The organism is Lysobacter sp. SCRH-1R (genome assembly GCF_057747855.1).
Genome location: NZ_CM173227.1, coordinates 1,693,124 through 1,705,941, shown reverse-complemented (window position 1 = coordinate 1,705,941; position 12,818 = coordinate 1,693,124). Strand labels below are relative to the sequence as shown.

The 12,818-nt window shown below is 68.9% G+C and carries 7 protein-coding genes and 1 pseudogene; 2 read left to right on the top strand and 6 right to left on the bottom strand.

The genetic code is table 11. The features are described from left to right. Positions 1-26: 26 nt before the first annotated feature. The 4 genes and pseudogenes from AC3ANK_RS07705 to AC3ANK_RS07690 all read right to left on the bottom strand — a co-directional run bounded on the left by AC3ANK_RS07705 (position 27) and on the right by AC3ANK_RS07690 (position 7,747). Positions 27-1,334: a glycerophosphodiester phosphodiesterase family protein gene (locus AC3ANK_RS07705; RefSeq protein ID WP_484172631.1), complete on the bottom strand. Its 1,308-nt coding sequence runs from the start codon at positions 1,332-1,334 to the stop codon at positions 27-29. A 97-nt stretch (positions 1,335-1,431) separates the two neighbouring features. Beyond that, the gene (locus tag AC3ANK_RS07700) at positions 1,432-2,313 is read right to left on the bottom strand and encodes a DUF72 domain-containing protein (RefSeq protein ID WP_484172630.1); all 882 of its coding nucleotides are present in this window, start codon (positions 2,311-2,313) and stop codon (positions 1,432-1,434) included. Next, positions 2,310-2,987, bottom strand: a pseudogene (locus AC3ANK_RS07695) (UdgX family uracil-DNA binding protein); the annotation flags it as partial. The pseudogene AC3ANK_RS07695 and the gene AC3ANK_RS07700, both read right to left, overlap by 4 nt. Positions 2,988-3,196: 209 nt before the next feature. Continuing rightward, positions 3,197-7,747 (bottom strand): DEAD/DEAH box helicase, encoded by a 4,551-nt coding sequence (locus AC3ANK_RS07690; protein ID WP_484172629.1) that lies wholly within the window; start codon positions 7,745-7,747, stop codon positions 3,197-3,199. A 126-nt stretch (positions 7,748-7,873) separates the two neighbouring features. Between AC3ANK_RS07690 and AC3ANK_RS07685 the strand changes: the two genes are divergently transcribed. Next, positions 7,874-8,713: an NAD-dependent protein deacetylase gene (locus tag AC3ANK_RS07685; RefSeq protein ID WP_484172628.1), complete on the top strand. Its 840-nt coding sequence runs from the start codon at positions 7,874-7,876 to the stop codon at positions 8,711-8,713. Between the two features lie 217 nt (positions 8,714-8,930). Here AC3ANK_RS07685 and AC3ANK_RS07680 read toward each other — a convergent pair whose 3' ends face one another. Together AC3ANK_RS07680 and AC3ANK_RS07675 are read right to left on the bottom strand one after the other, a co-directional pair. Beyond that, a complete protein-coding gene (locus AC3ANK_RS07680; protein WP_206858928.1) occupies positions 8,931-10,370 on the bottom strand; it encodes an amino acid permease in 1,440 nt (479 codons plus the stop codon). 210 nt (positions 10,371-10,580) lie between these two features. Beyond that, positions 10,581-11,435: a CheR family methyltransferase gene (locus AC3ANK_RS07675; RefSeq protein ID WP_484172627.1), complete on the bottom strand. Its 855-nt coding sequence runs from the start codon at positions 11,433-11,435 to the stop codon at positions 10,581-10,583. 418 nt (positions 11,436-11,853) lie between these two features. On the opposite strand from AC3ANK_RS07675, the gene AC3ANK_RS07670 reads away from it, so the two are divergent. Further along, positions 11,854-12,567, top strand: a complete 714-nt coding sequence (locus AC3ANK_RS07670; protein WP_484172626.1) for a heavy-metal-associated domain-containing protein — start codon at positions 11,854-11,856, stop codon at positions 12,565-12,567. Positions 12,568-12,818: the final 251 nt, after the last annotated feature.

Below are 12,818 nucleotides of genomic sequence, written 5' to 3'. Positions count from 1 at the left end.
AAGAGCCCGCCCGACCACGCCGCGGGTTATCGCCCCCGCAGCCGGTTCACTTCAAGAAAGATCTCCCGCGCCAGCACGCCCTGGTCCGGCTGGTCGATGAAGAACCCCTGCACGCCCAGCCCGTACAGCTGCAGAGCTTCGGCGACCACCGACTGCGGCACACCGCCCGGCGTCCGCGCCAGATACGTCTCCTCCGCGCGCAACGTGTACGGATGCACCTGCAATCCCGCCTTCAACGCCCACGCGAGCATCGGATGCACGATGCCGGTGTTCTGCGCGGCGAGTTCCGCCTTGCCGTCGCCGTCGGCATCGACCGGCGTTTCCAGCGTCGTGCGCGGCAGCAGGCTGCCCTTCCACGGGCCGACGCCGCTGGCGTAGTTCGCGCGCATCCACGTCAACGCCGGTTCGGTGGCGAATGCGCCATAGCGCGTGTCCGCATCGATTCCGCCCACCGCCTGCACGAGGCCACCGTAGATCGCGGCGAGATTCGACCCATGCGCGATGTTGTACGCGACGTCGTACGGCGCAGCGCCGTGGAAGTCGTCGTACAGTTGCACCAGCGGCAGGTCGATGCCGGCGGCCGGCATCAGCGACTTCTTCAGTTCGATCAGGTTCTCGAACTCGAAGCTCTGGATGTAGATGCGACGCGGGTCGGTGAAGCCTTCGGCGACCAGCGTTTCGATCAGCTTCGCGCCCAGCGAGGTGTTGATGGGCGTCCCGTCGATGCGCCGCCCCTCACGCGCGAAATACGTCGGATGCTTGGTTTCCGGATAGATGCCAATGCGACGCCCGTTGCGGCTTTCCCGTTCCACCAGCGCGATCACCTCCGCCAGCGTCGGGATCGGATACATCCCATCGAAGCGCGTGTTGTTCGGGCGGATCGCGGGAATGCGTTCCTTCGCACGCAGCGTCTTCAGCTCTGCGAGCGTGAAATCCTCGGTGAACCAGCCGGTCATCGTCACGCCGTCGATGGTCTTGGTCGCGCGGCGACCGGCGAATTCCGGATGCGAGGCGACATCCGTCGTGCCGGAAATCTCGTTCTCGTGGCGCGCGACGAGCACGCCGTCCTTCGTGGCGACCAGGTCCGGTTCGATGAAATCCGCGCCCTGGCGGATCGCGAGGCGATACGACTCCAGCGTGTGTTCGGGCCGGTAACCGCTGGCGCCGCGATGGGCGATGACGACCAGGCCCTGGCGGCCGGGCGGATCGGATGGACGATGGCGGTCGGCGGCGGTCACGGCCGCATCATCGGCGAAAGCGGCGGGCGTGGCGATGCCGAAGGCAAGCAGTGTCGTGGCGGCGAAGCGGAACATCCGGTGGATGGCAACAAACATTGGTTCGCTCCTTGCGGACAGGGCACGCCGGCTCCCCCGTGCAACCGGCCGCGCCCATCCTCCGGGCCGAACATTGCGCGCCGTTGACCGTGGCGCGTCAGCCGCCGAGCCGCTTCATCAACCCGCGCGCATCGAACGGCGCGCGGACCTTCGCATCGTTGTCGAAATAGCAGTAGACATCGCGCGACCGTCGCGCCGGCCGCGTGCGTTCGATCCGCGGCACGTCGTTCGGCACGCCGCCGGTGCGCCAGGTCCGGATGCGCCGCGCCCAGGTGTCCAGCGCTTCATCGCCGTAGCCGCTGGCGTACAGTTCCTCGTCGCCGTGCAGGCGGATGTAGACGAAGTCCGCCGTGACGTCGCCGACGAACGGAAACTTCCGCGCGGTGTCCGCCACCACCAGCGCGATGTTGAACTCGCGCAGCAGCGCGGTGCATTCGGGCACGAGGAAGCTTTCGTGCCGCACTTCCAGCGCATGCCTCAGCGCGTGTTCGCCCTTCGCCTTCAGCACGCTGCGGCCTTTCATCAGTGTCACTTCGCGTCGTCGCGCGAGCTGCTCCGCCTGCGTCGTGTCCGTGGGAAGCAGCTCGAAGAATCCGCGCAGGCGCTGCGCATCGAAACGGAAATTCGGCGGCAGCTGCCACAGGATCGGCCCGAGCTTCGGCCCCAGCGCCAGCAATCCCTGCGCGAAGAACGAGGCGAGCGGCGTCTCCACGTCCTTCAGGCGCTTGAGGTGCGTGAGGAAGCGGCTGCCTTTCACGGCGAAGACGAATTCGTCCGGCGTTTCGTCGCGCCACAGGCGGAAGCTTTCGGGGCGCTGCAGCGAATAGAACGTGCCGTTGATCTCGATGCTGTGGAAGCAGCGCGAGGCGTATTCCAGTTCACGCCGCTGCGCCAATCCTTCGGGATAGAACACGCCGCGCCACGGCGCGTAACGCCAGCCGGAAATCCCGATGCGTACCCTGCCCCGCGGCGTCGTCATCGAGGGCGTCCCGCGCGCTGGAGCAGCGACAGATCGGCGACGAACTGCGCGTAGGCGGCATGGCGATCCTCGTCGCCACGCTGGCGCAGCACGAACGAGGGATGCACCGTCGCGAGCACGCGCGTGCCGTCGGCAAGCGTCTGCCAGGCGCCACGTTGCGCCATCAGCCGGAATTTGCTGCCGAGCACCGAACGCGCGGCGATCGCACCGAGACAGACGATGACGTCGGGTTGCACGGCCGCGAGTTCGCGCTCCAGCCAGATGCGGCAGGCGGCGCGCTCGGACGCGTCGGGACTCTTGTGCAGCCGCACCTTGCCGCGGCGTTCGAACTTGAAGTGCTTCACCGCGTTGGTGACGTAGAACTTCGCGCGATCCAGGCCGAGTTCCGCCAGCGCGCGATCGAACAGCTTGCCCGCCGGCCCGACGAAGGGCTGTCCGCTGAGGTCTTCCGCATCGCCGGGCTGTTCGCCGATGAACAGCACGCGCGCGTCTTCAGGCCCTTCGCCGAACACGGTCTGCGTCGCGGGCTTCCACAGGGGGCAGCGCTTGCAGCCTTTCGCCGCCTCGCGCATCGCGGCGAGGCTGTCGTCCACCGGCTCCGGCGCCTGCCCGTCGCGCACGGCGACGCGCCTGCGTACGCGCTTCGCGGGCGTTTTCGGGGGCGACTTGCGGATGGCCAATGCGCGGGGTCCATGCGTTGCGGCATGTCCATCTTCCCGCGCGTGGGGTCAAGGGGGATTGAAGGCCTGAATGGGTGGCCGTTGCATTGGCCTTGTAGCCCGGGTAGGCGAAGCGCACCCGGGGCGCATCAAGGCCGCCGAACGCTATCACTTCGTTCCCCCGGGTGCGCTTCGCTTACCCGGGCTACAAAAGCCTGGGCGCGTCAATGCGTCGTGCGCACCACCGGGGCCAGCGACGGCACCGAAATCGGCGCGGTGAACCCCGCGATCGAACGCTCCGGCTCGCGCAGCAGGATGCGGCGAGCCTTCGCTTCCTCATCGGGCGGCAGCTCGACGAGCAGATTCACCTCGCCCGACACCAGCGTCGCCAAGGGCACGCCATCGCGATACAGGATGCGCGAGCCCGCCAGGCGCGGCACCTTCTCGCCGCTGACGATGGTGCCGACGAGATTGAGCGGGTCGACCGCCGACACGCACACCATCGCGCCGTCCTGCGGACGCTGGCGGATCTGGCGCATCAGGCCGATCGCTTCGGGCAGCGCGAACTGCTCGCCCGACAGGCCCGAAATGAAGCGACCGCCGCGGATCTCGCCGCGCGCTTCCAGGCGATGGTAGACGCGCACGAGTTCGCGCCACGGTGGCAGCCACTGCGCTTCGCGTTCGAGCAGGCGCCAGCACACCACACCGTAGCGACGCAGCAGCGTGCGCGCGACGTGTTCGACGTCTTCCGGCGTGCGCGCCTGTTCCGCCGACGCGTTGCGGCGGATCAGCGCCCAGCGGCCCGCATCCTCGATGCCGAACAACGCGGCACGACGACGACGGCCGTGGTTCGTGGCGCTCGGCCGCTTCGATGCGGGCACCAGCAAGGCGCGCAGGCCGGCGTAGCTGTCGCAATGCACGCGTCCGCGCGCGACGAGTTCGGCGAGCGCGTCTTCGAGTTCGGTGCGCAGCAGATGCGCGCCGCCGACGAGTTCGTCGAAGAACGACGCGCCGTTCTCGCCGAGGTACTCGACGACCTTCTGCGCGCGCGACGACAGCGCTTCGTCGGTTGCGGGCGGCGGCGCGAGTCGCGTCCACACGGCGGCATCGCGACGCGGCAGCAGCACGACAGGCGTGGCGCGCACGGGCGTGCTGCCCTTCGCGGCGCCCGTGTCGGCCGGGCCCGCGCGCAGGCGCGTCCACAGCGTGCGGCCGGCGGTGCACAGGTCGTCGAGCCACGAGATCGAATAGTCGTTGACGCGCGTGGGCAGCACTTCGCTTTCCCATGCGGCGGCGGGCGCTTCGAAACCTTCCAGCTGCGCGAGCACGCCGGCGAGGGCTTCGGGCCCGTTCACGCGCGCGCTCGGCGCGACGCGCTGCCAGTCGAACAGGAAGCGCATGAAATCGCGCGGCGCGACCGGTTCGATCTCACGGCGCAGCCGCTTGAGCGTGTAGCGGTGGATGCGCGCGAGCAGATGACGTTCGCACCACTCGTCCACGCCGGCGCCCGGCGTGAAGCGACCCTGCATCACATAGCCTTCGTTCTGCAGGCGCAGCAGCGCGAGGTCGACATCGCTGCGTGGCAGCGAAAGATCGTCCGCGATGACCGACGACGGTGTCGGCCCAAGACCTGTCAGGCGCGAGCGCAGCAGTTCGACCAGCGCGTCCTCGCGATCCCACGCTTGCGCGGCGTACTCGGCCGGCGCGTCGATCGGGGTTTGCATTGGCACGTCGGCGAAGATCGCCTGCAACTGCGGCAGGCGTTCGGCGGCGACCCACAGGCCGTTGCCGTCGCTGCCGCGCTGGCTTACGGGCTTGTCGGGCGCGGGCGGCATCAGCTTCGTCGTGCGATGCGCCTTGACCAGGCGCGACAGCCAGTCGGCCCAGCCGTTCTCGCGCACTTCGCGCTCGGTGACGACGCCCAGCCCCATCAGCGCCTCGTGCATTTCGTCGGCGTTGCGGACCTGCGGCCAGCATTCCTCGCGCACGGCGTCGATGGCGTCGGCGTCGAGGCGGCCGAGATCGTCCGCGCTTTGCGCATCGGTGTAGCGACGCGTCTGCACGGCCTGCGTGCGGCGCTCTTCCAGCGGCGCGTCGTCGAGGAACGCGTACGGACGCGCGTTGAGGATTTCCGCCGCGAATGGCGAAGGCGCGCTCAGGTCGCGTGCAACGACCTGCACCTCCCCCGCTTCCATCGCGCGCAGCACATCGAGCCAGCCGTCGATGTCCATCGCTTCGTGCAGGCAATCGTGCAGCGTCTGCGCGACCAGCGGATGGTCGGGCACCTCGCGCTCGCCGACGAGGTTTTCCGCGCACGCGACCTGGTCGGGGAAAACCGTCGCGAGCAGGTCCTCGGACTTCATGCGCTGCAATTGCGGCGGCACCTTCTTGCCGCCGACGAAACGCGGCAACGCGAGCGCCGTGGTCGCGACCCAGCGCCAGCGTACGCCGAACAGTGGCGCGTCGAGCAGCGCCTGGATCAGCACGTGCTCGGCGGACGCCGAATGCAGGTAGCTGGCGACTTCGATCAGCGGGAAGCTGTGGCTGGTGGACAGCGAGAGGATGATCGCGTCCTCGGTCGCCGCCGCCTGCAGTTCGAAATTGAACTTGCGGCAGAAGCGCTTGCGCAGCGCCAGACCCCACGCGCGGTTGATGCGACTGCCGTAGGGCGTGTGGATGATGAGCTGCGTGCCGCCGGATTCGTCGAAGAAGCGCTCGAGCACCAGCGTGTGCTGCGTCGGCATCGCGCCCAGCGTGGCGGCGGTGCTGCCGAGGTATTCGATGATCTGGCGGGCGGCTTCGGGGGTTAGACGGATTTCTTCGGTGAGATGGCGGAAGGCGCCGGTGGATTCGATGTGGGTTTGCAGATCGTCGGGCGCGGTTGCAAAAGCAGCATCGGCCGCATCGTTGCCCTGCTCGTCCCGGCCCTCACCCCGAGCCCTCTCGCGGGGGGAGAGGGGCTCAACAGCGAGGCGCGCAGCCACTTCCTCGCGCAGGCGCGACACGGCGACGGAAAGTTCATCGGTACGACCCGGCGCTTCGCCCAGCCAGAACGGAATGCTCGGCGGCTGGCCCTGCGCGTCTTCCACGCGGACCTTGCCGGGCTCCACGCGCAGGATGCGGTAGCTCGCGTTGCCCAGCTGGAAGATGTCGCCGGCCATGCTTTCGACCGCGAAATCCTCGTTCACCGTGCCGATGAACACCGACTCCGGCTCCATGACCACCGAGTAGTCGCCGGTGTCCGGGATGGTGCCGCCCGACATGAGCGCGGTGGTACGACCGCCCTTGCGACCGCGCACGACGCGGTTCACCGCATCGCGGTGCAGGTAGCCGGCGCGGATGCCGCGACGCGTGGTGAAGCCGTCGGCGAGCATGCGCACGATCGCGTTGAAATCCTCGCGCTCGAGCTGCGCGTACGGCCAGGCGCGACGCACCCAGTCGAACAGCGCGTCCTCGCTCCATTCCTGGCATGCCGCTTCGGCGACGATCTGCTGCGCGAGCACGTCCAGCGGCGCGTCGGGCATGATCAACGCGTCGAGTTCGCCACGACGCACGCCGTCGAGCAGCGCCGCGCATTCGACCAGTTCGTCGCGCGTCTGCGGGAAAAGACGGCCCTTCGGCGTGCCACCGACGTAGTGTCCGGAACGGCCCACGCGCTGCAGGAACGCGGCGATCGAGCGTGGCGAACCGAGCTGGCACACCAGGTCCACGTCGCCGATGTCGATGCCCAGCTCAAGCGACGCCGTCGCCACCAGCACGCGCAGTTCGCCGCGCTTGAGGCGTTGTTCGGCATCCAGGCGCAGTTCCTTCGACAGCGAGCCGTGATGCGCGGCCACCGCGTCCTTGCCGAGCTTTTCGCCCAGGTGATGCGCGGCGCGCTCGGCCATGCGGCGCGTGTTGACGAACACGAGCGTCGTGCGGTGCTGTTCGACCAGCTCGGCCACGCGCGTGTAGACCTGCTCCCACTGGTCCGACGACATCACCGCGCTGAGCGGCGTGGGCGGCAGTTCGAGCGCGAGGTCGCGTTCGCGCGTGTAGCCGATGTCGACGATCTCGCAATCGGGCGTGCCGTCCGGCGCGACGGCGGCCGAACCGACGAGGAAGCGCGCGACCTGCTCGATCGGCTTCTGCGTCGCCGACAGGCCGACGCGCGTGAGGCGATGGCCGCACAGCGCTTCCAGGCGTTCCAGCGAGAGCGCGAGATGGCTGCCGCGCTTGCTCGCGGCGACGGCGTGGATTTCGTCGACGATCACCGAACGCACGGTGGACAGCATCGCGCGGCCGGATTCGGAACCCAGCAGCACGTACAGCGATTCGGGCGTGGTGACGAGGATGTGCGGCGGCTTGCGGCGGTTCGCGGCGCGCTCGGCCTGCGGCGTGTCGCCTGTGCGCACGGCGGTGCGGATCTCCACGTCCGGCAGGCCCACCGCGGCCAGTTCCTCGCGGATGCCGGCGAGCGGCGCCTCGAGGTTGATGCGGATGTCGTTCGACAGCGCCTTGAGCGGCGAGACGTAGACGACGAAGGTTTCGTCCGGCAGCCCGGCCGCTTCGTCGAACAGCGCGCCGTTGCCGGCGTGCGCCAGGCCCTGGCGGACCAGCGTGTCGATCGCCGTCATGAACGCGGTCAGCGTCTTGCCCGAGCCCGTCGGCGCGGCGACCAGCGTGTTGCGGCCGCTGCGGATCGCCGGCCACGCCCGCACCTGCGCGGACGTGGGCGCGGGGAACGCCTTGGCGAACCAGGCGGCGACGGCGGGGTGGAAGGCGCTCAGGGGCATCGGGCGATGGTGCGGGAGGGCTGTCTCAGGTTGTGAGACGACGATGGATCAGGGGCGGACGGGCCGTTCAGGTCGGATCGCGCCGTGCGGCCTTGGAGCGGCTCCCCTCGCCCATAAGATGGAGGCATGTCCGCCCTGCCCAACCCCATTGCCGAGTCCGCCGGCGTCCTGCGCGACTGGCTCGCCCCGTTCCGGCGCGTGTTCGTGCTCACCGGCGCCGGATGCAGCACGAACTCCGGCATCCCCGATTACCGCGACGCGGACGGCCAGTGGAAGCGCACGCCGCCCGTCACCTACCAGGCGTTCACCGGCGATCCGCGCGTGAACGCCCGCTACTGGGCGCGCAGCTTCATCGGCTGGCCGCGCATCGACGAGGCGCAGCCGAACGGCGTGCATCACGCATTGGCGCAGTGGGAATCGCGCGATGGGGTGTCGATGCTGCTGACGCAGAACGTCGACGGGCTGCATCAGCGCGCCGGTAGTCGCCATGTCGTCGACCTGCACGGTCGGCTCGACGGCGTCGTCTGCCTGCAATGCCGGACCGAATCGGCGCGAGCGGAACTTCAATCGCGCCTGGCGGCGGCCAATCCCGGGTGGACGCACCTGGACGCCGGCACCGCGCCGGACGGCGATGCGGATCTCGACGGTCACGATTTCACCCGCTTCACCGTGCCGGCCTGCGAGCGCTGCGGCGGCATGCTCAAGCCCGACGTGGTGTTCTTCGGCGAGAACGTCCCGCGCGATCGTGCGGTGCGCGCCGGCGATGCGCTGAAGGCATCCGACGCGATGCTCGTCGTGGGCTCGTCGCTGATGGTGTATTCGGGATTCCGTTTCGCGCGCATGGCGCACGAGGCGGGCATTCCGCTGGCGATCCTCAATCGCGGGCGCACGCGCGCCGACGAGCTGGCGGCGTTGAAGATCGAGGAGGAAGCGGGGGCGGTGCTTTCGGCGGCGTTGCCGGGATGAGCCCGGATGAGTCGATGCACCCGACGGCTTGTGTGCCCGGGGAAGCGAAGCGCACCGGGGTTGACGAGGTGGCAGCTCCCCGGGTGCGGCTTCGCCTTACCCGGGCTACAAAGACGCGGGTGATGCATCGGGCCGCTGGCCCCCGCCTTCGCGCGGATGACGGCGAAACAGAAAAGGCGCCTTTCGGCGCCTTTTCTTCATCCACTCACCGGAACCCTCAGGCCTCCTGTCCCCTGGCCAGCAGGCTCGCGCGACGGCTGTAGAGCACATAGACGATCACGCCTACGACGTTCCACACCAGGAACCACTTCTGCGTGGTGTGCGGCAGGCTCCAGAACAGGTACAGGCAGCCGAAGATCGCCAGCGGGCCGACCACCCACGCCAGCGGCGTGCGGAACACGCGCGGGCGGTTCGGATCGCGCTTGCGCAGCACCAGCATGCACACGGCCACCGCGATGAACGCCACCAGCGTGCCGGCGTTGGCCAGCGCGGCGATCTCGTCCAGTCGCGCCACGCCCGCCAGCGCGGCGACCAGCACCGCGGTGAACAGCGTGATCGCCACCGGCGTGCCCGTGCGCGGGTTCACCTTCGACAGGCCGCGCGGCAGCAGGCCGTCGCGCGACATCACGAAGAAGATGCGGCTCTGCCCGTAGAAGAACGCCAGCAGCACCGTCGGCAGCGCGATCACCGCGACGATGCCGATCACCAACGCCGCCGTGCCGTGGCCGAGTTCGCGCATGATCAGCGCCAGCGGTTCGGCGCTCTTGCCGAACACGGTGAAGCTCATCGCGCCCACCGCCGCCAGGGCGACCAGCACGTAGATCAGCGTGCAGCCGATCATCGAACCGACGATGCCGATCGACAGGTCGCGGCCGGGGTTCTTGGTTTCCTCGGCCGCGGTGGAGATCGCATCGAAGCCGTAGAAGGCGAAGAAGATGATCGCCGCCGCGGCCATCACGCCGCGCTCGACGCCTTGCGCATCGATCGACTTCGGGAAGCCGTACGGCATGAACGGCGTCAGGTTCGCCATGTCGAACGCCGGCAGCGCCACCGCGATGAACACCGCCAGCGCGATCAGCTTGAACACCACCAGGATCGCGTTGAGCGTGGCGCTCTCGCGGGTGCCGGCGATCAGCATGCCGGCGACGAGGAAGGTGATGACGATCGCCGGCAGGTTCACCACGCCGCCCGCATGCGGGCCGGCCGCGAGCGCGGCGGGCAATGTCACGTTCCATCCGGTCTGCGCCTGCACCCATTCGAGGAATCCGACGAAATAGCCGGACCACCCCACCGCCACGGTGCTGACCACCAGCGAGTATTCCAGGATCAGGCTCCAGCCCACGACCCACGCGATGGCCTCGCCCAGTACCGTGTAGCTGTAGGTGTAGGCGCTGCCGGCGGCCGGCATCATCGTGGACATCTCGGCATACGCGAGCGCCGCGCAGGCGCAGACCACGCCGGCGACGATGAAGGACAGCAGCACCGCCGGGCCGGCCTTGTCCGCGCCCACGCCGATCAGCGTGTAGATGCCGGTGCCGACGATGGCGCCGATGCCCAGCGCGACCAGGTGCGGCCAGCCCAGGGTGGGCACCAGCCGCCGTCCTTCCTCGTGGACGGTGAGCCTGTCGATGTCCTTGCGCCGGAGCCAAGACTGCATGGAGTACCTCGATGTGGAGCGACGGATGAGCGGCACATAGTGCGGGATCGCGTCGCCGGATGCGATGTGCAGTGCAGCTTGCGCGACAGGCGCCCGATGTTGCACGGCCATCGGGCGCGAAGCGCATCGCCCGGCGGGTCGCCGGCCGCGCACGGGCGACGCCCCGACCTGGAGCACGCGGGAAGCCGCCCGACGACACGTCCCCTGCCCTCATGGATCCGCCAACCTGGCCTGGACCTCGGGCGCGAGCGAAGCACGGGGCCCACTGCGTTCGAGCATCGGCCGTTGGAACACCGTCACGTACCGGAACGCCCAGTCGGGATGCGAGGCGTCGAACGGTTCCATCGACCAGCGCGTCCACGGCCAGTCCTGCTTCGAGGGATCGGCCTCGTGGATGTGCCGCGCGTCCTCGGTGATGGGCAGCAGGCCGAGGTCCCGGACCACCCGCGCGCGCAGGTCGAGATCCACCCCGTCGACCACGAGGTACCCGCCCGGCTCCACCATCGACGCCACGTTGCGCAGGCAGGCTTCCGCCATCTCCGGTTCCATGGGCCCGAGGAAGTTGCATGCCAGCACGACGTCCTGCAGCCCGTGCGATTCGACCAGGCCCGGGTCCGTCGCGTCGCCCACGTGCCACGTCGTCCCACGGCGGATGTAGTCCCGCACCCGCCAGGCGCCGTCCGGGCAAAGTTCGAACATCTCCTCCACGGCCTGTGCGGACGTCGACAGCACCCGCGCGCCGTCGACCCACAGCGTGCCACCGGTCGATGACGGCGCCTCCAGTCGATAGCTGGCCTGGCGGGCCACGGCGATCGCCTCCGGGACCACGTCGACGCCTCTCGCATCGATCGCGAGGTCGGGCTTGAGGCGGCGAAGCAACCACATCAGCGAATAGAGTTCGGCGCCGACACTGCACCCCACCGACATCACGCGCACCGGCGTTCGCCCTTGCGCGGTGAGGATCAGATCCGCGACGAGCGCCAACTGCGGCGGATTTCGCAGGAACCACGTGTAGTGCGACTGGCAACGGTCGGTGTGCCTGACGTAGCGGTCGTAGATCGCCATGCCGAGCCGTCGCATCGGCCTTGTCGCACGCAGGGTCGTCGGGATGCGCCGCCAGATCGTGCGCACGAGCGGCAGCAGCGGGGCCGCAAGCGGCCCTTTCGAATGCATTTCCATGGGGCGTCCTCATCCAACAGGGATGGGCCACCGATCCGGTGCGCGGCGCAATGCATCCCGTGGGCGCGGAGGATCCGCACCCGCGCGAAGCCGGGGGGAACGACGCCCGATGTCGACGCCGGACGCTGATGCGCACGACCGATGGCGCGCAGGGGAAGACGCGTCAGGCGATGGGAGGCCGCAGCTGCACCGTGTATCGACCGCGGATCGCCGGAAGCTCCGGCACGGGGAAATCGGGTTTGCCGGCAACGGTCGTGGCGCAGATCCGCATGGAAGGCGGCACGACGGCGGCCGAGGTCACGGCATGGTGGTGCATCAGGCTGTGCGAGCCCGTGGCGTGCGCGGGATCGTGATGGGGCTTGTGATCGTGCGAGTGCGGGTGCGTGTGCCCATCCGCGTGCGCGTGATCCGCCGCTTCCCTGGCGGTGATGGCGTGTTCGAGTTCATGGAGCTGTCCCGCCGCGACGAGGACGGGCTGGATCGCAAGACCCGCCAGCAGCAATGCCACCAGGCCGGTTCGGATGATGCGGGTCAGTTGTCGGGCACGTGGGAGCATGGCCGTCGGTTGCCTGGCGCACGGTTTCGAACGCGTCGTGCGTCGTGGTCCGGCCAAACGACATCGAATCCGATGCCGGTTAACGACTCTCCGACAGAAACCGTCGAAAGCGCCGCGCGTTTCCATCGAATTCCGGTTCGCGGCACAGCATTTGACCTTCCCACAATGGCAAGCATGACGATCCGATCTGCCGGCGATCGGCCGGCAATCCGGGATTCCGAAATGAAACTGTTCGTCGAAGGCATGACCTGCGGCCACTGCGTGGGCACGATCACCGCCGCGCTTCGCAGGCTCGATGCGGATGCGCGGATCGATGTCGATCTGGCGAATGCCGAAGTGCACGTGGAGAGCGATCACGTCTCCGCGGAAGCCGCGATCGATGCGATCCAGCGGGAAGGTTATATCGCCGCCGCGAAGGCGCCTGATTCGGCGCGCCGCTGCTGTGGCACGTGCCACGGCTGAAGGGAGCGCACGTGGAGAGCGGATGAATCCGCGTCACGGCGAACGCCTCCGGTGGGCGCACATTCAGAGATGTCGAAAGCCGGAGCGCGACGGAACGCGCCCGAAGACCCGGATCATTAACGGACGCGGCTTCCTCGACACAGCCTGCACGACGGGCGCGCAACCGTATGCGGGCTGCGGACAGACCGGACGATCAGGCGCCTGCGGGACTGCCGTCCGGCACAGGGGTTCGGTACACGAGGGACGTCCGC

What these genes read in the sequence shown, in the direction of transcription:
- AC3ANK_RS07705 (WP_484172631.1), bottom strand. Translation starts at nt 1,334, where the DNA reads ATGTTTGTTGCCATCCACCGGATGTTCCGCTTCGCCGCCACGACACTG.
- AC3ANK_RS07700 (WP_484172630.1), bottom strand. Translation starts at nt 2,313, where the DNA reads ATGACGACGCCGCGGGGCAGGGTACGCATCGGGATTTCCGGCTGGCGT.
- AC3ANK_RS07690 (WP_484172629.1), bottom strand. Translation starts at nt 7,747, where the DNA reads ATGCCCCTGAGCGCCTTCCACCCCGCCGTCGCCGCCTGGTTCGCCAAG.
- AC3ANK_RS07685 (WP_484172628.1), top strand. Translation starts at nt 7,874, where the DNA reads ATGTCCGCCCTGCCCAACCCCATTGCCGAGTCCGCCGGCGTCCTGCGC.
- AC3ANK_RS07680 (WP_206858928.1), bottom strand. Translation starts at nt 10,370, where the DNA reads ATGCAGTCTTGGCTCCGGCGCAAGGACATCGACAGGCTCACCGTCCAC.
- AC3ANK_RS07675 (WP_484172627.1), bottom strand. Translation starts at nt 11,435, where the DNA reads ATGGCGATCTACGACCGCTACGTCAGGCACACCGACCGTTGCCAGTCG.
- AC3ANK_RS07670 (WP_484172626.1), top strand. Translation starts at nt 11,854, where the DNA reads ATGGTGGTGCATCAGGCTGTGCGAGCCCGTGGCGTGCGCGGGATCGTG.